This window comes from Pseudoalteromonas sp. KAN5, from assembly GCF_022846535.1.
Classification (GTDB): Bacteria; Pseudomonadota; Gammaproteobacteria; order Enterobacterales; family Alteromonadaceae; genus Pseudoalteromonas; species Pseudoalteromonas haloplanktis.
The window spans coordinates 1,644,573-1,665,200 of record NZ_AP025589.1 but is presented as its reverse complement, the minus strand read 5'-3'; the positions used below and the strand labels follow the sequence as shown (position 1 = coordinate 1,665,200).

Here is a 20,628-nt window from a genome sequence, read left to right as displayed (position 1 = left end):
GGATGTTTAACTAACAATTTATAGCACTCATATTTATTGATTTTTAAAAGTGAAACACAGCGTAATTGCGGTTTCACTTTTTTATTAATAAATTATATATTGTTAACAAAATACAGTTGACAATGACTTGTTGTTCATACTATTGTTTACAAAATAATAACGTAACAACATAATAAACCTTCAACGGGGAACACACACATGACAACCAAAAGTAAGACATTCAAATTAAGCGCTTTAACCGTCGCTTTATTTGCTACACACTTTGCTTATGCCCAGCAAGAAGAAAAGAAAACAGAAGCAGAAGATGATATTGAGATCATTGAAGTTAGCGGCTTAGCGGCAAGTGTTAAAAAATCAATTAACGATAAACGTTTTGCAGAAAATGTTGTTGATTCAATCAACGCAGAAGATATCGGTAAATCGACTGACCAAAACATCGCCGATGCGCTATCACGTGTAACCGGTGTTTCAGTGCAGACAGTTGACGGTGAAGGTGCGCGAGTGACTGTACGTGGTGCGAATTCACAACAAAATAATATCAGTATGAATGGTGTTCAGCTTGGCTCAACAGGTTATAGCCAAGGTGTCGATTTATCACAGTACTCTTCAGATATCTTATCTAAAATCGAAGTTGTAAAAACCCCAAGTGCAGATCATGAAGAAGGTGCGTTAGGTGCAAATATTAACCTAAGTACCACTAAGCCACTTGATTTAAATTATGAAATAAACACCATGACACTTGAAGGCCGTTATAACGACCTATCAGAAGAAGATAATTATAAGGTGTCGGGCACTTTTTCTCGTAAGTTTTTTGATGATACGTTTGGTGTGGTTGTTACAGCCGTTAAAGAAACCAATGCTTATCGTAAAGATCAATACTCAGCCACAGAGTGGTATGCTTTACAGTCTCCTTTAGCGAAAGATACAAATGGTAATATAGTTGAAAATGCTGCCGGTATTACACCGCGTACAGTTCAATATCAATATCATGAAAGTCAAAATGATCGGGTTAATTTTAATCTAGGTTTACAGTGGCGAGCGTCAGAAAATACCGAATTTAACTTTAATGCTATTGTTGGTAAGCAAGATATAAATAACTCTATGCATGGCATTAATACTCGCTCAGTAGAGACGAAAAACTTGGTTGAAGGTGAAGACCCTGGCTTGGCAGGTGTAACTGCTGAGTTTACGGATCCTGAGCAAGACTGGCGTACCATTGATTTAGAAACCAATACATTTACTAAGTTTGTTAACCGCTTTGGCAGTGGTGGTTTGGTACAATCTGAAGGGGATTTTGAAAATAACAATCAAATATTTTCTTTAGATATGAAGCATAACTTCAGTGATTCACTAACAATGGATGCGGGTATTGGTTACTCTAAAACTGAGCAAATCCCCAATAACTCTGTGTATGTGGCATTACAAAATTTTGCCAATATTAGTGCGTGGAGCTTAAAAGATGTACCGCCAGAAGATATGGAGCCTGTAGGTTATGATTGCACTAGTGGTCAGTGTAATTTAGTAACCGGTACTGGTTTGATTGACTATGGCGAACATAACACCTTTGGTGACCCAGAAAGCCTGTGGGATAACTACAGTACTACAGGGTTTAATCCGGACGAATTAGATGCACAGCATTTATCATATATGGGCAGAACCTTAAATACGGTTGAAGATGAGCAAAAATCATTATATGTAGATTTTGACTACGTTTTAGATTCAGATAACTTTCGTTCTTTAGAGTTTGGTGCTAAATGGTCTAAACGCACTAAGTATGTTGATGCACAGCAGGGTTCGTTTAACAATGTAGGCGAAGGGGTTGTAATAACAAACCCAAATACAGGTTTACCAGCCGTGTTAGGCAGTGGCTTACGTGATATAACCGGAGCCATGATTACTGATGGCAATGAGTTCCCTGTTGATGATTTTATGGCGGGCCTTGGTTATGGACGCGACAATGTTACTGACGGCTGGAATAGTTTTTCAGCTTTCAAGGCGTTTGAAGTTGCGTTAGGTAGCCCTGAAGTTGCATTTGAAACAGATGACTCAAATACAAGAAATACAGAATTAGACAACCTTGCATTTTATACAAAACTTAACTTTGAGTTACTAGATGGCCGTATAACTGGTGATGTCGGTGTTCGTTATGTCAAAACAACGGTTGAAGTTCAAGGTGCATCAGGTGTGCAATTTGCGTTTGACCCTTCAAATAATGCCCGTTTAATGGACCCATTTAAGCTTGCTGAACTTCGTGATTCAAGTTTACCGCTGTGCGCAGCAACTTTGTTTTATGGCACGAATTATAATGAAGAAAGTCGTTGGTCTAGAACGGATGGTTTGGGTTATGACACCTTAGGAACCAATGATAAGACTGATGATGTTAGGATCCCAGATCAAGGTCCGTGTCATGATCCTAATGCAATTCAAGGGAACCCAAATGAATCTGAATGGTGGTTATGGCGTCACTCTGATGTGTCTACAGAAAAGCACTGGATTTATGGTGAACGTGTTTATGATGAAGCAGGTAATTTATTACCAACGGAAGACAGAAGCTTGCGCTCTTTTGCTGTTACCGATGAGCATGAGTATGATTTATTTTTACCGAGTTTAAATCTAAACTACTTACACAACGAAGATACTATTATCCGTTTTGCTGCTTCAAAAACCATGGCGCGTCCACAAATTGATTCTCTTCGCCCTGGTTTTAAAGTTAGAGAAACACAATGGGGTGGTGAAAACCGTAATAACTCGATTACATTGACGAATCCTAAACTAGATCCTCTTGAATCATTTAACCTTGATTTATCTTATGAATGGTACTTTAACAAGTCAGGTTTATTAGCGGCTACGTTATTTTATAAAGATATGACTAACTTTGAAGAGTCAGAAACAATCGTTACTTACATGGATGATTTACGTGACGTAGGTTTAACAGAAGGCGAAACCTATGATCCAAACGATCTCGTTCTGATTGCCGGTCAAGATAGTTTAGAAGGCTGTATGCCTAAACGGTTCCAAGGTGGCCAGGATTATGAGTTAGACTGGATGTATTCAGGTGATTTAGAGCAAATGTGTGCCAAATTTAATACTACCCGTATTAAAAATGGTAAAGGTGCGTCTATCAAAGGTCTAGAGCTACAATACATGCAAACCTACGACAACCTACCAGGTATTTGGTCTGGTTTAGGTTTACAGGCTAACTATACTTATCAAGATTCAGAGTATGACCAAGAAGTCTCTTCTATCGATAGCAACGTTAAAGTGCCATCACTTGCTGTTGCTTATACACCTGAACACAGCTACAACTTAACGGGTTTCTGGGAGAAAAATGGTCACCAATTACGCCTATCTTATCAAGGGACTACAGATCAGTTAGTACAACGTTCTTGGGAGAATGGTTCGCTTTGGGAAGAGGGTCGTCAAACACTTGATTTTTCAGCAAGTTATAAAGTGAATAATAATATCAGTATTTCTTTCCAAGTCGCTAACTTAACAGATGAAGGAGTTCGTCAGTACTTCACTAGCCGATTCTTACAAGCGGGCGGTGTTACTTTTGATGAAGGTAGCCCACTTGAAGGTGAAGCAACTAAGTCACGTACGGTTTATCAATATCATACCGGGCGTACATTTAGACTTAATACCCGTATTAATTTTTAACGATTTAGCCTAAATATGGAGCCCGCAGTATTACTGCGGGCTCTTTGGTTGTGTTATAAAAAATAAACAGGGTTGTAATGTTTTATCAAACGAAATTAATGATGTGTGCGACAATAATGTCGTTCTTCTTTGTTGCGTCGGTTAACGCTCAGATTGAGCAGCTACAAGTTTACGGTAATTTCTATCCCGTAAAAGCGAATCAAATGCCGAGTTCACTATTCGTACTCGAAAAGAGCCAAATAGACACTATCGCAGGGTTGTCGGCTCTCGATGTATTAACCTTGGTGCCTGGTGTTCGAGTACAAAAATCTGGCGTAAGCCAAGAGATTTTTTTACGTGGTGCTGAAACAAACTTCGTTATTGTTCAAATAGATGGGGTGCAAGTAAATAACCCTTTGGACAGTCGTGGCGGCAGTTTTGATTTGGGTACGCTATCGAAAGACTCGATTCAACGTGTAGAAGTGATCAAAGGCGCCCAATCGTCAATTTATGGTTCTGATGCCATTGCCGGTGTGATCAATTTTATTACCTATGATGCTGATACCAATAATACTTTGGTTTCTGCTGGCGCCTTTGATAATGGCTCACAAACAGCGATGGTTAAGTTAGCATTTGATAGTACAGCAATAGGTGTAACAGCGATCAATAGTGATAACTCGGCTACCGGTGATGAGCAAGAGTCCATTGAACTGAATGCACACACTGTCATTACGTATAATAACGACAGTGAAACTAAGATTAGTGTTCGTTTAAGCGACTATCAACAAAAAGCGCTTGCAGACCAAAGTGGCGGCATTTTGTATGCCCAAGACTCGACAAAAGATGACAAGCAAGGCCAAATATATTCAGGTAGTGTACGTCACAATCAACAGATTACCCAATACCATCAGTTAGCGTTACAGGCAGAAGTTTTCAACTCGTCAGATAGTTTAAAATCACCAGGTATAACACCTTATTTTTCAGCGCCACCAACCTACTCTGAGAACGACTATTCGTACTATAAATTACGATTTTTAAATGGATTGCAGTTTAACCATGCTCTGGTCACTGTGGGTATTGATTTTAAATCAGAATCGGGTGAAACCAACGGCAGTACGCAAATGCATACCTTTACAGATATGGGAGAAATGGTTGTGTTTGATCTGCCTACTGAATATGACATAGACAGAGAAAACCTTGCAGGCTTTGTAGATGCTAAGTGGCACTTAGATAAAGTCACGGTTTTCTCTGGTATTCGATACGACAACACCAAAGATTTTGGGGATCAAACGACGTGGAAGTTAGGCGCAAATTATGAATTCAATGAGCAAGTACGCGTGTTTGCAAATACCGGCACTGCTTTTAAATTGCCAAGTTTGTATGCATTGAGCAATAACTTGATCGGTAACCCTAATTTGACCCCTGAAGAAGCAACAAACCACGATATTGGTATTGAGTTTATATTAGAAAAAGCCAACGTTAGTCTGTCAGTATTCAACTATGAGTATACCGATCTTGTCGATTTCGATTTCGCCACATTCTCACTAGTAAACCGCTCTAAAATCATCAGCTCAGGTATTGAGTTGATTGTTCAAGGGCAGTTGAACGATGACTTTTCATATGATTTCGATCTTACTTACATCGATCTTGAGAGCAGCGAAAACGAAATTCTTACGGGGCGTCCAGATTGGCAGGGCGGGTTAGGTATTCAATACCAAGTAAGTGACAGTGTTACCACTTCGCTGAATTTTGATTATGTTGGGGAAACTATCGGAACAAGCCAATACACAGGCGAAAATAGCGTTTACGACTTGAATGCATACAACAAAATAGATGTCACAGCACAATGGAAAATTCGTTCACACATAAGATTAGACGTTTATTTACAAAATATTTTCGATAAAAGCTATCAAGTGGCCGTTGGTGTACCAGGTCAAGACCTTGAATTTGGTGCAAACGTCCAATGGACGTTCGATAAATCTTAGAATATGGAGTGTATTCGATATGATTAAACGATTCTTGATAGTTGCTTTAATGATATTTACTGCTGTTGAAGTCAGTGCTGACGAGCTTGATGAAAGTCTGATTCAAAGCAGCATTAACCCTGTTGTATTGCAACAAGGGAAAGTATTGTTTGAACAGGTTTGCGCGTCTTGTCACAACAAAGATTTGAGTGGTGCAAGTGGATTTAATTTAAAAGATGGCGAATGGGTACATGGAAAACGACCAACACAAATATTAAACAATGTAAAAAACGGTTTTATGAGTGCCGGAATGCCAGGGTTTGCTGATGTATTCTCTGAGGTTCAGCTTCGCTCAATTGTTTCATATATATTGTCAAAGCGAGAAGGCTGGGATGATCTTCAATACAAGCTCTATCAATTAGACAATGAAAATGATCAGGTTGTGACTGAAGACAAATTGATCAAGTCAGGGCCGCTTGTAAACAACCTTGCTGACTTTGCAATACCAGAAATGCAACATTATTTTATTGAGTTTGAAGGCGATTTTTACGCCCCTAAGGAAAATGACGCTCAGCTTTGGTTACAGTGGGGGGCACCTCATGAGATGGAAGTCTTTATTAATGGTAAACAGGTTTTAAAAGGCGGCACGCCATGGTTTCCAACTTGGCGACTTAAGCGAGGGAAACAGCGTTTAAAACTTACTTATCGCTCAGGAAACACTAAGCCGGGGCAAAGAAATTTAACCGTTATCGCTACTAATTTAGACATGACCATTAAGCTATTTGCAGTTTCGAGCCGTGCTAAAACAATCATGGACGACAAAAAGTTTGAAATAAAAGCAACGTCAGACACTGTCGTTATTAGAAAACGCATCCATTCGCTTCCGCCTTTGAGCATATCAGTTGGGACGCCAGCTAAGTTGAACTACGCATTCAATAGTAAAACTTGTTCTATCAACGGATTATGGCAAGGAGACTTGCTCAATATAGGCCCTAATATATCAGGTCGGGGTGAAGATCCAAGTTTACCATTGGGTGAATGGATATTTAAATCACCTCAAGGCATAGAGCACACAACCGCTGAAAACCAGGTTTGCAGTTATAAAGGCTACCAACTGCTTAACTCAGAGCCTGTCTTCAACTATGCAATTGGCGACACGAATTTTAGTGTCACTGCAATGGTTAAACACAATAATAAAATAAGTTTTTTGTTCAATTCAAACACCCAAAAAAAAACCGTCATTTTACGTTTGCCAACTTCTGAGAAGCTAATTTGGTCATCCGAGAATGGCAAAGTCACTGCTGATAAAGCAGTCATTACTACTAACAGTAAAGGCTCTTTTCAATTAACAGCCTCAATTCAGAAGTGAAACCAGCATGAAAGTATTAACTAATCTTTTATCACCGATAATAACGCTGTCAGTTACTTTATCGATTAATGCACAGCAAGCACCAAAACATGAATATACACCTGACGGTTACACAATAGTCACCGTAGAAACACCTAAAGATGTTCGTTTTCATGTTACAGGGTTAGACAGTGATAGTGCTGGCGTTATTTGGGTCGCTACTCGTTTCGGTGAAGTTTGGTATCTTAAACAAGGGCAATGGTCAAAGTTTGCCGAAGGCCTACACGAACCAACTGGATTAATGGTTGATGACGATGGATCAATTTTAGTGGCGCAAAAACCAGAACTGACGCGATTAATTGATACTAACAACGATAATAAAGCTGATGCTTACATACCTTTGGCAAATGATTGGGAGTTTCACGACAATTACCACGAATTTACCTTTGGGCCTGTAAAAGATAATTTAGGCAATTTATTTGGAACTCTCAATTTGAGCCATAATAACCCTGATGCTTTCACTATGGGCGCGATGGGGACCGCAGGTGGACATCGGGGATTTGCGTTTAAAGTAGATGAAAAGGGTCGTTACTCCCCCTATGCGCACGGCTTACGTTCTCCTGCGGGGATCGGTGCGAGTCCTAGTGGCGAAATATTTTTTACTGATAATCAAGGGGACTGGGTACCAACCTCAAAAATGCATTTGTTACAGGAAGGAAAGTTTTATGGACATCCCGTATCTCTCATCGAAATTGATGGTTTTACTAAAGAAAAAGTTAAAAACCTATCGTTAGACACGTTGGCTGCAATGAGTGAAAAACCAGTGGTTTGGATACCACATATAGAAGTAGCCAACTCACCTGGCAACCCAGAGTGGGATACAACCCAAGGAAAATTCGGGCCATTTGAGGGGCAAATTTTTATTGGTGACCAAACGCAATCTAACGTTTTCCGTGTTTTGTTAGACAAAGTGAATGGCAAATACCAAGGTGCGGTTATTAACTTTATGAATAGATTTCAAAGCGGAAATATTCGTGCGGAATTTGATGTTAACGGCCAACTTTGGATTGGGCAAACCGCAAGAGGTTGGGGCGCACAAGGTGGCAAACCGTTCGGTTTAGAAAAAGTGGTTTGGGATGGCACCAACCCATTCGAACTATTAGAGATTAAACTCACCAAAACAGGTTTCAAATTAACATATACTGATGAGCTGGACGCAACGTCGGTGAAATCAGACAGTTTGTCGGCGCAATCTTGGCATTATCATTATTCGGGCAATTATGGCTCGCCAAAAAAAGACTTAACTCAATTACCAGTCAGTAATATAACACTAAGCAAAGACAAAAAGTCGATTGATATTGAACTGCCATTAATGGCAGATAAAGTCGTGCAAATTGACTTCCCTGGTCTGAAAGATGTCAATGGCCGTAGTGTTAGCGTAGAAAAAGTATATTACACATTAAATGAGCTTATTAAATAGGGAACTCATGATCAAATTATTCATCATATTATTAACAGTGCTTTTGTACGGTTGTACATCATTTTCCGCTAGTACTTCATCGATAAAAGTGTTGCTAATAGACGGACAAAATAACCATTCCGTTTGGCCGAAAACATCGAATATGATGAAAATATATCTTGAGGAAACAGGTCAGTTTGAGGTTGATATATATCGAACTGCAAAGACGTGGAATGGTGGAAAGTTACTAGAGCAATTCCCTGCTAATGATGGAAGAAACCACCAAGATTTCGAACAGCCGGTCACAGATGAAACATTTTTACCTAACTTTGCTGATTATGATGTAGTTATTTCTAACTTTGGTTGGAAAGCTGCACCTTGGCCACAACAAACGAAATTGGCGTTCGAAACATTCATGAAAAATGGTGGCGGTTTTGTGTCTGTTCACGCTGCGAACAATTCGTTTCCACAATGGCTTGAATACAACCGAATGATTGGCTTGGGTGGTTGGGGTGGTCGTAATGAAAAAGACGGCCCTTACATATATTTTGACGAACAAGGACAATTAAAGCGTGATACTTCAAAAGGGCAAGGCGGTGGGCATGGCAAGCAGCATGCGTTTGAAATCGTTTTACGGCAGTCGCACCCAATCACAAAGTCACTTCCTAATAGCTGGAGTCATAATAAAGACGAGTTATACAACCGACTACGAGGTCCAGCACAAAATTTAACAGTATTAGCAAGCGCCTTTGACGATAAAGAATTTAATGGGTTTGGACGTCATGAGCCTGTGCACATGACTGTTGACTATCATCAAGGTCGAGTGTTTCACACGACGTTAGGGCATGGTATTGAAGCATTCGAAGATGAGCACTTTATAAGCGTTATGCGTCGTGGGGTGGAGTGGGCAGCGACAGGTAAGGTGAAAAATTAAACTAAAGTATCAACTGACAAAATAAGTTATGAGATAGTGAACTTATAAGTAAATAAGCTCATTTTGAAGTTGTTATCGACGACTTCAATTGACAGTGTTGTTGGTATTCTTTTGGTGATAACTCAGTGTGTTTTTTAAATACCGTTGAAAAGTACGCTGAGTTATTAAACCCTACCGCATAGGCTGTTTCGGTGACTGTTTTAGTTAGCAAGAGCAACTTGGCTTGGTTTATTCTTACATCAGCTAGGTATTGATTAATCGTTGTTGCCGTAAGCTGTTTAAATACCTTCATTGTATGAGAGCGGCTCGCACCCACAGCGCTGACAATATCTGCAATGGAGATATCATGGCGGTATTGCTCAAGAATATACGCTTTTACTTTATCAACAAGTTGTTGATCTGGAGTGTTACTGTTTAATTGATCAAGCGCGTAGTTTAATACTGTGATCACGTGATGTAGGGCTGCATCAATATTGACGATAGTGTTAGCATCATCAAGGCGATTGCCGATACTTTCAAGCTCATCAAGTAATACTTTACTATTCCCGCACTGAAAAATAACCCGATCAAACATCATAAATGCGATTTCTTTTGCTCTTATCTGATAACAGCTAAATGAATTGTGGCAATAGCTTTTTAGTTTAACTAATAACTCGTCTAACTTGGTTGCTGTTAAATGTGGGTTAGCAGTACAGATAATCTTAAGTAGCGCTACACGCTCTTTAAGCGGATACGCTTTGTTTAATTTGTCTGGGTAAAATTGGCTAAAGTGGCGATTATTAGCCGCTGTAAATTGCGCTATAGCGAGTGCATTTTGGTGTTCAGTGTGTTGTTTAATTTTACTATTTGTAAATTGAATATCTTTATAAACCGCCCAGCTCCAAATTAGCGCACTTAGACTTGCCCCAACATAGTAAATAACCCACAGCTCAAAAGCGTTACCAATGCCCATAAAAACACTGAGTGTGAGCGCACCATAAACATGAGTTGCAACATACGCTTTGAGGTTTGTTTGTAATAGTAGGATACAAGGGAGTAACAACTGCAAGCAGATCAACAGTAATTGAGATGAGTAAATATGCTGTGCGTTTATGTTTTCTAATTTAACTAACCAAGGTAGCTCATTAGGACTGTAAAAATATAAAGGGGCTGCACAGAGGAAAAAGCACGACCATGCAATCCCTAGTACAACCGGTGCTATTAATAAGGGTTTGGGGAGTTGCAACTTAGCCTGCGTTAATAATGCAAAAAGTAAACAGGGGGTGCCAATACTAAAGAGCAAAATATTTCTAAAAAAATCATACCACCTTTTTCCTTCATAAAGTGGCATCACATTAATAATCGGTCCGCATAAAAAAAGAATAAAACAGACGATAAAAGCGCAATAAAAAGGGTAGGCAGCACCAATGCGTTCGCGCACAAGCGTAAAATAAATGAGTACCATGATGAAAATGTTGGCAGCTGCAAATGGGATCACGGTACGTAAAAATATATCCCAATTTAATTCTGTGTAATACATCGCTAATTTTTATTTTTTATAGGGCAGAACTAAAACAATAGTGGGAATGAGGCTTATAAGTCAAGTTTTGTTAACAATTTACTTTTTGTAGAGGGTGATGAAATTTAACTTATTTTAGTGTGTTGATTTGTATAGGAAAGACGATTTTATAACTCGTTATAGAGGATATTGAATGCGGTAAAGGCGAAAGCTAATTTAAAGTGTCGGCATCATTTTCACATCAATCTAGATGTCAGTTATAAAGGGACACTATGCGAATTTATTTAAAGTCTGTCTATTGGTTATTGCTGTTTAGTGTATTCAGTAATCTATGTTACGGCGAGGAGAAACCAAATATCGTGGTGATCCTCGCCGATGACTTAGGGTATGGCGATTTAGGGTTTACTGGTTCAAAAGAGATCAAAACCCCAAATATTGATGCATTAGCTAATAATGGTGTTAGCTTCAAAAACGCGTATGTAACGCATCCATACTGTGGGCCTTCTCGGGTCGGGCTGCTAACAGGACGGTATCAAGCACGTTTTGGTATGGAAAATAATGTCAGTTATATGCCTCAAGATAAATACATGGGACTGCCGTTATCAGAAAAAACACTGGCTAATCGTTTACAGGATGTCGGCTATCACACCGCAGTATTTGGCAAGTGGCACTTGGGTGGCGCACCGCATTTTCAGCCCAATAATCGCGGCTTTGACTATTTCTATGGTTTTTTAGATGGCGGGCATAATTATATGCCTGATCAAGTGACGGTTGGCGGAGATGGTTATTCACTGCCGCTGATGCGTAACACTCAAGTGGCCGAATTTGATGAATACTTAACGACAGCGCTTAGCCGTGATGCCGTGAAGTATATTCATCGACAGCAAGAGTCGCCATTTTTTATGTATTTATCTTACAACGCGCCTCACACGCCACTACAAGCACCCGCTGAATATATTGAAAAATATAAGCATATTGAAGATGAAGATCGACGTATATATGCCGCTATGATCGATGTTATGGATGAAGGCATAGGTATGGTCGTTGATGCACTTAAAGAAACCGCGCAACTAGACAACACCCTGATCATCTTTTTATCAGATAATGGTGGCGTATTCCCTGAAAGTTGGCAACCGACCAGCGATTGGGCTGATAACTCTCCTTTTAGACGAGGTAAAGTGGCTTTACTAGAAGGCGGTATTCATGTGCCTTTTATTGCACATTGGCCAGGGGTCATTCCTAAAGGCGAAGAGTTTACTGGTTTAGTATCGTCACTTGATATTGCTGCAACCTCAGTTGCACTAGCGGGTGCTGATAATAAGAAATTAGATGGTGTTAATTTACTGCCATTTTTACAAGGCACTAAACAAGGCAGCCCACATCAGGCGTTATTTTGGCGCTTAGAAGAGGCACCTAATATTTATGCTGTACGTACTGTTGATTATAAATATATGAACCAACCACTACCGGATGTAGGCCGCAGTTTTTTTGATATGAAAGCCGATCCGTATGAGCAACATAACTTGGTTGATACGTTACCCGCTGAACAAGCGAAATTAGCCAAGCTGTGGAATGAGTGGAATAAGCACAATACAAATAATGTATTGCAGCAATCATGGGAATACAAAGCAGAAATAGATAAGTTTTTTGAGCAGTTAAATAAGCAGAATATTGAAAAGGCAAAACAAACGGCAAATTATGTTATTAAGTAACCTGAGGTTATTTGGTTAACGAGTAAAAAGCCCCAAAATAGGGGCTTTTTTATCAGTACTTTATATTTCCTATATCAATTAAACGGTCTGCGGGTTGATTACGCAATACTTGATTGCTGCCATCACGCCAAGTGATACTAATCTCTTTGATGTTAGCATCATTACCTAAGCCAAAATGGGCAATGTTCATTAAGCTTTGTGAATGGCTTGCACTGTGTGAGCCCACAAGTTGATATTGCGTTGCTTGCTCTGTACGTATGTGGATTTTTGCACCCAATGGATCAATACCTGTTTGTGAATACCCAACGCGTATTAAGCTAAAGTGTTTATCTGCCATGGGCGTGGTGTTTTTATATAAGTGCCAACTGCCGTTGTCATCATCACCACTTAGCAGATCGAGTTTACCGTCATGGTTATAATCAAATGCAGCGCCCATATCGCCATGAGAGTCTTGATTTAACTCGCTGGTGGCTGAGTTTAATAACTGGCTAGTAAAATTGTTATTGCCTTGGTTAATTAATAAAAGATCGGCAACTCGCTGCTTTAAATGACCAAATCGATAAACAACAAAGTCGACTAATGTATCGTTATTAAAGTCACCCGGCACAACTCCCCAGTTATTATCAATGGTTTCAGTTGGCAATTGCGACGATATATCAACAAAACGGCCATTGTCGTTACGAAGTAAAATATCCTGCAATGCAAGGTTTTGCGGTGTCCACTGTGTTTTATAATCTAAGACATTTTTAAATGAAGCACGGACATCCCAGGCTAAGTCATCAGCTAAGTGCCATTCTACACGCCATTGGTTATTGCCTAAATAACCAATGTACCAACCGGTTTTAGTAATAGACTTGGCAAAGCCCTGTGCTTGCTCTGGGTTGATCACGTACTCATCTGATGGCGTTGTAATTTGAACTTGTTGTTCACCTAAATATACTGGCATGGCAGCCATTTTTTTACCGCGGGGAAAAATGATAAAAATCACTTAAAATCAAACTCCCTTGTGTTGTGAGGCTTAGTCCGTCATGGCTTTTATTACCTTCGTCTCTTAAGTCTAAACGTTTTAGTTCGTTATTATAGGAGATGCTATTATTCGCAATGCTGTAATGCAGCTTACCTCTGGCTAGGTAGTAGTCCATATCGCCATCGTTATCGATATCTGCATGCGCGAGAGTCAACGTTCCTGTTGTTTCAAGCCCTTCAGGTAATACGTGAGACGTTACATCGGTGAAGGAAAGGTCATTATTGCCTTGTAGAACAACCAAAGGGCTATAGCCATTAAAACCGATAATATCCGGGATATTATCGTTGTTAAAATCAGTGACTAACACACGCTCACTATTTAAGTTTTCAAATACTGGGGATCGGTGATATTCAAATGTGCCGTTACCGTTATTCACAAACAAAATATTACGTGGGGTATTCTCAGTCACCATCTTTTCGGCGTTAACTTGTATAAAGTCCAAGTCGCCATCGTTATCAAGATCAACCCAACGCACCGAGCGGCCACGTGCGCCCATTTTTGATAAGCCAGCCTGCTCAGTTACATCAGTAAATTGACCATTATTGTTTTGTAATAACCGTTGCGGTTGAGGGGTAAGGCCGTTGCCACCTCCTAATGAAAGCAGAATGTCGTTATCACCATCGTTATCGTAATCGCCACTGGCCATGCCATGTAAATCAACACGTGGGTAAATATCAGCTTGCTTGGTAAAGCTAAAGTCACTATTTGATAAGAATAATTGAACTGGCGTAGAGTCATGATTGGTTAGCAATAAATCGTAGTAACCGTCGTTATTTAGATCAGAGAGTGACGGGCCGCCGTATTTCCAATTTTTATCTGTATCTAAGCCCACTTCAGCCGATACATCTGTAAATACGACTTGCTGTGGCATCGATACGTTAGATTCTTTATGACTGCACGCTGTCATAGCGAGTGCGACCGTAATAGCCGTGAGTTTAAAGCCGAGGTTATCCATTAATATTACTCCTTATAAATTATTTTTGGGTGGTGTGACTAAGGTAAATTCATTGATATAGCTTTCCAGGTTTGCAACGATACGTGTTAAGCTATCAACGGTCTGTTGGCTGCTCTGGGTTGTATTTGCTACAGATTGCGCATCATTATTAATTAAGGTTATTTGCTCGTTTATTGAGTTTGAAACTGATGTTTGCTCTTCAGTTGCGGTGGCTATTTGCAGTGCCATATCCATAACCTGATCAAGCTGCTCTTTTAATTGCGTAAATGACTGAGCATTGTTGATCACACTTTCAATTGCTTGGGCTGAATGAGATTGCAGCTGCGACATACTATGCGTTGCTGTACTTGCACCACTTTGCAGTGAGTTGATTTGGCTCTGAATTTGTTGTGTCGATTGCTGGGTCCGACTTGCTAGGTTTCTGACCTCATCAGCTACCACGGCAAAGCCTCGTCCTGTCGTCCCTGCACGTGCAGCTTCTATTGCTGCATTAAGTGCAAGTAAGTTAGTTTGCTCAGCAATGCCTTCAATCACATTTAATATATTGCTGATCAGTTTTGCTTGTTCATCGAGTTCATTTACCACGTCTGTGGTAGCGCTCAATTCAGTCGTTAATGTTTGCATCATCGTTTGACTGATGTTTGAGTTTGCTAAGCTTTGCGTTGATACTGAATGCGCCTGTTCAATTGCTTGGTGAGTGCGATTCGTCATTGCAGACACTTCACTTATTGTGGCGGTCATTTGATTGATTGCTACAGAAATACTATGCGTTGCTAACTGTTGATTATTACTGAGGGATGTACTGTTTTGTATAGTGTTATGCATGGTTTGCGAGTTATTTGCTATTTGCACCGACTCTTTGGCTATTTTTGATAAGGTGCTATGAAACCCCGTAATTAATAAATTAAATGCGTTGGTAAGTTCAGTTAATTCGTCATTACCCTGGTGTTTAAATTGATGAGTGAGATCCTTTGAGCGGGCAAGTTGACTAACTTGGCTAACTATTTCAGATAGCGGTTGGGTAATGCTACGAATAATAAACCACGAAATAACAGTCAGTAATAGGATCAGTAAGGCTAAGGTACTAATATTACTATAAAGATTGTTTTGCGCTTGTTCGATTAGCTGGTTTTTAGTGTCGATGAGTTCTTTCAATACTCTTTCAATAGCATGTTGTTGTAACTGCGCCATATTTTTTACAGTAGTAGGCCAATTAGTTGTGCCTATATATAAAGGCTTATTGACGGTTTGATAGATGTTTGTGCGTGCTTTTAGGGCTACTTCTTCTGATTTTAAATAGCTCGGACTTTTTCTCATTTCATTAAGTACAGTCTGAGCGAATGGACTTGCGAAATTATAAAATAAGCTGTTGTAAGTTTGAATTGCAGTCGCGCTTCTGAATATTTCTCCATAAATGTAGACATCAAGTTGGCTGTTGATAGCCGTATTAATAAAGCTATCGTGAAACGAACGCTCAACACTGCTAGCAACTAAGTAATAGTAAGCATTAGACATTTTACCGAGTTGTTGATCACTACTTGCGATCACTACAATTTCACTCAAGGTCATTAACAAACTGCGAATTAGCGTGTTAATTTCATACATAGTATGTACTTCTCGGCCTAGCTCAGTCATGTAATCACGGCTTAAATGACTTTTATTATCTGCAACCTCCCTGACAACGTTGAGCTCTATTAATTGTTTTTCTATTTTTTCGATTTGAGCCCGTAAAGTCAGGAATTGATTGATAGTTTGCTGATTATCGTTAATAAATTCATTAAATTGCTTGCTATGCAATAGCGCATTTTGGCGATGAATCAACATTTGTTGCTTAGATTTTGCCATGTCAGATTGAGTATCAAGATACAGCCGTGTATAAAAGCCTTCTTCGAGTAAATTCGCAATAAGTGGGTAAGTTACATGCGCGTAATCGAGGATCGCATCCAACTTGCTGATTGCTTGGCGTTGCTCAAGCGATGAATTTACTTTATCTGCAGACATTATTCCGGTAATTACTAGGGGAATGAGTACCAGCGCTAAAATTCTAGTTTTTATCTTATAGTTATTTAGAAATCTCACAATGCACCAATGTTAATTGTTAACAATTAATGAAGGTTACATTTTTTTGTTATTAAATAGCAACTTTTTATTAACTGAAAGTGGAGAATAAATACCATTCTTGAAATTGGAACTGCAGTTGTTCTGATAGAAGTAAACTCGACGCGATGAAGATACAGCGCTTATTTACAGCAGATTAAGAAAGCTATCAGTAAAAATCCTTCATTGATTGATGCAAGGTAACTATAAATTTAATACCAACATAAACACTAAATATGCGCTGCTTGAAGGTTCTGCATGGACATAAGTTGAACGCGGAAGCTTACTTGGCCTACAAGGTTACACACTTCCCACTTGATCAAAAAATTTTTATCCTAAAAGAACAACACGCGCTCATGCTCACATGTCACTTTTATTAATGTGTAATCGTTTTTTAGAAAACAAATGCTGATCTTTTATAAAAAAACGCATATAGTTTGTTTACTGTTAACAATATTCAATTTGTGGGATTAAAACTATGAATAAAAATATATCTCGTCGTTCTGTACTCAAAATATTAGCAGCTGGTGTTGTTGCTACAGGGGTATCTGGTTGTACTCGGCATTTAGGAGCTGCTACTTCAACTGTTACTCGCGGCACTCAAGCTCATCGTGATAATTGGCATAAAACACATGATAGAGTATGGCTTGGCAAACAATATTGGGCTAATCCGATGGAGGATTGGCGGGTTGTTAATGGTGCTGCTGAATGTAGAAGTAGAGGCGGTAATCGAAGTGTTCATTCACTCACTCACCAAATAGCGCATCTTGACCAAGCTTTTACAATGTCGGTGCAAGTGTCTCGCTTAGAGCCAAACAATAAGGATGGTGGCGCGGGTATTCGTCTTGGTGCTAAAAGTGAGTTAAATGAATACCGTAGTAACTGTTTTGTACAGCAGGGTTATGACCTTGGTATTAAAAACAATGATTTAGTGTTAGGTAATAACACAACGCCTTTAATGGTTCCGATAGAGGATCAAGCTGTTACTTTGACGCTGACTGGCACTCCTCAATCAGGCGCTATGGCTTTAGAGTTAACAGCTAGTTTAGCGTCGTCAGGTAAAGTGATTGGTACTCTAAGCCATTTGGCGGCTGCTTCAGAGTTATTAGGTAATGTGGCTCTGGTTAGTAATTTTTCGATTCCGTCCGTTACATTTGAAAATGCACCTGAAGACAAATTAGGCGCACGTTATAAATTTAGTAATTGGACCATGCAAGGTGAAGCATTTTCAGTAGTCGATGAACAAGTGTTTGGTCCAATACTTTGGACTATGTATTCGTTAAACGATACATTGAGTCATGAAGGTTTTGTGCTGAAATTGAGTGCTTATACAGGGCCAATAGGTGAGCATGATAATCAGCAAATAGAGCTACAGATCCAGCGTGATAATCAGTGGATCGCTATTGATTCGCAAGTCATAGATCATGACGGCTGGTTGGCGACTTTTCGTATAGCCAATTGGGATGAAAAACACGATACGCCTTTTCGGGTTGTATATCGTGAAAAACATACTGACGGTACACACACACCAGATATATATTCAGGGGTTATAAAAGCAAACCCCGCAAGTGAAAAATTACGAATGGCTGCGCTCACGTGTCAAAATGATTATGGTTTTCCGTACCAGCCAGTTGCGCAAAATGTCGAAAAACTAAACCCCGATTTAGTGTTCTTTTCTGGCGATCAAATTTATGAAAGCCATGGTGGGTTTGGTGTAATTCGCACGCCTGATGATTTGGCGATTTTGAACTACTTACGTAAGTTCTATCAATTTGGTTGGGCTTTCAAAGAGGTCATGCGTAATCAACCGACAATTTGTTTGCCCGATGATCATGATGTACTCCAAGGCAATTTGTGGGGTGAGGGTGGTGCAAGAATGGAAAACATTTCGAAAGACCCTTCAGCGAGTGTTTTAGGTGGTTACATTGATTCAGCACGGGTGATTAATATGGTACATAAAACCACTCTCAACCATCATCCAGATCCTTATGATCCAACGCCAACTAATGGTATTAGCTCGTATTATGGCACTATGCTATATGGCGGTGTCGGTTTTGCGATTCTTGCCGACAGACAATGGAAAAGTGGCCCTGAACGCATAAATGTTGCGGTCGGCGAAACAGGGCAAGATGAAGATCCACTTTTTTATAATCCTGTGTTTAATCCGCCAGGTTTAGATTTATTAGGCAGTCGACAGGAGCAATTTCTTAAAGCGTGGGGTAAAGACTGGCGCGGGCATAAATTAAAAGCGGTGTTGAGCCAAACGGTATTTGCGGCCATCTCAACTCATCAGCCGTTACCTGATCGCTTTTTAAAATACGATTTCGATTCAAGTGGTTGGCCTGCATCTGCGCGAAATCGTGCAATTGATGCAATGCGTGACTCTATGGCGTTACATATTTGTGGTGATACCCACTTAGGGTCTTTATCTCAATATGGCGTAAATCAACAAAGGGATAGTAACTGGGCATTTTGTACGCCAGCTATTTCTGCCGGTTGGCCAAGGTGGTGGAAGCCAGATTCAATGAATATGCCTTATCAAAACCGCCCTGCACATGGGCTTGCTGAAACAGGCGAGTATAATGATACCTTCGGTAATAAGATTTATGTCTATGCGGTAGGGAATCCTGAAGTAGGAAAATCAAATAACCGCTATGTAAAGGCTCATGAAAAAGGCAGCGGCTTTGGTTTTATTACCTTCGATTCTGACAAGCTCACATACACAATGGATGCCTATAAGTTTTTAGTCGATATAACCGATGGTAAAGCAAGTAACCAGTTCCCGGGCTGGCCTGTCACTATTCATCAGCAAGAGAATAAAGGTAACAATATAGTCAATTAGGTATAACTTGATGGCATCATAAGGATATTTCCTAAACCAAAATGGACAACTGTAATAGTTTGTCCATTTTTGGTTAAAGGCAACTATTGACCTTTGGACCGGGTGATCGAGAGTAGGTAGTACTTTTTCTTTAGTGTTTTTTAGGTTTTCTTAAGGATTGGTACGACTGAGTGGATTCGAACCACCGACCTTTGGACCGGGTGATCAAGAGTAGGTAGTGCTTTTTCTTAAGTGTTTTTTAGGTTTTTCTTAAGGATTGGTACGACCGAGTAGATTTGAACCACTGACCCTTGGATCGGGTGATCAAGAGTTGGTAGTGCTTTTTCTTAAGTGTTTTTTAGCTTTTCTTAAGGATTGGTACGACTGAGTGGATTCGAACCACCGACCTTTGGACCGGGTGATCGAGAGTAGGTAGTACTTTTTCTTAAGTATTTTTTAGGTTTTTCTTAAGGATTGGTACGACTGAGTGGATTCGAACTACTGACCTTTGGACCGGGTGATCGAGAGTAGGTAGTGCTTTTTCTTAAGGATTGGTACGACTGAGTGGATTCGAACCACCGACCTTTGGACCGGGTGATCAAGAGTAGGTAGTGCTTTTTCTTAAGTGTTTTTTAGTTTTTTCTTAAGGATTGGTACGACTGAGTGGATTCGAACCACTGACCTTTGGACCGGGTGATCGAGAGTAGGTAGTACTTTTTCTTTAGTGTTTTTTAGGTTTTCTTAAGGATTGGTACGACCGAGTGGATTCGAACCACCGATATCGGCGTGGGGCATAAAGAGTAGGTAGCGCTCTAACCAACTGAGCTACGGTCGTACAATAGGATTCTTAAATTAAATTTATTACAGGTAGTAATAAATTTGGTACGACCGAGTGGATTCGAACCACCGACCTCTACCATGTCAAGGTAGCGCTCTAACCAACTGAGCTACGGTCGTACAATAGGATTCTTAAATTAAATTTATTACAGGTAGTAATAATTTGGTACGACCGAGTGGATTCGAACCACCGACCCCTACCATGTCAAGGTAGTGCTCTAACCAACTGAGCTACGGTCGTATCATAAATTTAAGGTGCTAATTGCTTAACAACGGTCGCTAATATATAGCGTGCGGTTAAGTGAATCAAGCTCGTTTATACATTTTTGGTTTGTTTGCC

General features: G+C 39.9%; 11 protein-coding genes and 3 tRNA genes. 7 read left to right on the top strand and 7 right to left on the bottom strand.

The window, feature by feature from the left end; all coding sequences use genetic code 11:
• Nucleotides 1-198 precede the first annotated feature (198 nt).
• From KAN5_RS07285 to KAN5_RS07265, 5 genes are all read left to right on the top strand, one after another.
• On the top strand, nucleotides 199-3,657 hold the full coding sequence (locus KAN5_RS07285; RefSeq protein ID WP_244390826.1) for a TonB-dependent receptor: 3,459 nt from the start codon (nucleotides 199-201) through the stop codon (nucleotides 3,655-3,657).
• 77 nt (nucleotides 3,658-3,734) lie between these two features.
• A complete protein-coding gene (locus tag KAN5_RS07280) occupies nucleotides 3,735-5,621 on the top strand; it encodes a TonB-dependent receptor (RefSeq protein ID WP_244390825.1) in 1,887 nt (628 codons plus the stop codon).
• Nucleotides 5,587-6,969: a c-type cytochrome gene (locus KAN5_RS07275; protein ID WP_244390935.1), complete on the top strand. Its 1,383-nt coding sequence runs from the start codon at nucleotides 5,587-5,589 to the stop codon at nucleotides 6,967-6,969. The genes KAN5_RS07280 and KAN5_RS07275 overlap by 35 nt, the downstream gene beginning before the upstream one ends.
• Nucleotides 6,970-6,976: 7 nt before the next feature.
• Nucleotides 6,977-8,428: a hypothetical protein gene (locus tag KAN5_RS07270; RefSeq protein WP_016709252.1), complete on the top strand. Its 1,452-nt coding sequence runs from the start codon at nucleotides 6,977-6,979 to the stop codon at nucleotides 8,426-8,428.
• Between the two features lie 142 nt (nucleotides 8,429-8,570).
• Nucleotides 8,571-9,341 carry a ThuA domain-containing protein gene (locus tag KAN5_RS07265; RefSeq protein ID WP_016709253.1) on the top strand — a complete coding sequence of 257 codons (771 nt, stop codon included), beginning with the start codon at nucleotides 8,571-8,573 and terminating at the stop codon, nucleotides 9,339-9,341.
• A 58-nt stretch (nucleotides 9,342-9,399) separates the two neighbouring features.
• Here KAN5_RS07265 and KAN5_RS07260 read toward each other — a convergent pair whose 3' ends face one another.
• On the bottom strand, nucleotides 9,400-10,860 hold the full coding sequence (locus KAN5_RS07260; RefSeq protein ID WP_244390824.1) for an AraC family transcriptional regulator: 1,461 nt from the start codon (nucleotides 10,858-10,860) through the stop codon (nucleotides 9,400-9,402).
• 251 nt (nucleotides 10,861-11,111) lie between these two features.
• Between KAN5_RS07260 and KAN5_RS07255 the strand changes: the two genes are divergently transcribed.
• Nucleotides 11,112-12,551 (top strand): sulfatase-like hydrolase/transferase, encoded by a 1,440-nt coding sequence (locus KAN5_RS07255; RefSeq protein ID WP_244390823.1) that lies wholly within the window; start codon nucleotides 11,112-11,114, stop codon nucleotides 12,549-12,551.
• A gap of 52 nt (nucleotides 12,552-12,603) precedes the next feature.
• Here the strand turns inward: KAN5_RS07255 and KAN5_RS07250 are convergent, their stop codons facing one another.
• Genes KAN5_RS07250 through KAN5_RS07240 form a run of 3 tightly spaced genes read right to left on the bottom strand, consistent with a single transcriptional unit; the run spans nucleotide 12,604 to nucleotide 16,534 of the window.
• Nucleotides 12,604-13,506, bottom strand: coding sequence for a CRTAC1 family protein (locus KAN5_RS07250; RefSeq protein WP_244390822.1), 903 nt, complete (start codon nucleotides 13,504-13,506; stop codon nucleotides 12,604-12,606).
• Between the two features lie 4 nt (nucleotides 13,507-13,510).
• Nucleotides 13,511-14,533, bottom strand: a complete 1,023-nt coding sequence (locus KAN5_RS07245; protein ID WP_244390821.1) for a VCBS repeat-containing protein — start codon at nucleotides 14,531-14,533, stop codon at nucleotides 13,511-13,513.
• Between the two features lie 12 nt (nucleotides 14,534-14,545).
• Complete coding sequence (locus KAN5_RS07240) at nucleotides 14,546-16,534, bottom strand: methyl-accepting chemotaxis protein (protein WP_244390820.1); 1,989 nt, start codon at nucleotides 16,532-16,534, stop codon at nucleotides 14,546-14,548.
• Nucleotides 16,535-17,108: 574 nt separating this feature from the next.
• Here KAN5_RS07240 and KAN5_RS07235 point away from each other — a divergent pair.
• The gene (locus tag KAN5_RS07235; RefSeq protein WP_244390819.1) at nucleotides 17,109-19,472 is read left to right on the top strand and encodes an alkaline phosphatase D family protein; all 2,364 of its coding nucleotides are present in this window, start codon (nucleotides 17,109-17,111) and stop codon (nucleotides 19,470-19,472) included.
• A 728-nt stretch (nucleotides 19,473-20,200) separates the two neighbouring features.
• Here KAN5_RS07235 and KAN5_RS07230 read toward each other — a convergent pair.
• The 3 genes from KAN5_RS07230 to KAN5_RS07220 all read right to left on the bottom strand — a co-directional run bounded on the left by KAN5_RS07230 (nucleotide 20,201) and on the right by KAN5_RS07220 (nucleotide 20,529).
• Nucleotides 20,201-20,286: transfer RNA gene (locus KAN5_RS07230), tRNA-OTHER, on the bottom strand.
• A gap of 45 nt (nucleotides 20,287-20,331) precedes the next feature.
• Nucleotides 20,332-20,408 (bottom strand) — tRNA-Val (locus KAN5_RS07225).
• Nucleotides 20,409-20,452: 44 nt separating this feature from the next.
• A tRNA-Val gene (locus tag KAN5_RS07220) sits at nucleotides 20,453-20,529 on the bottom strand.
• Nucleotides 20,530-20,628 lie beyond the last annotated feature (99 nt).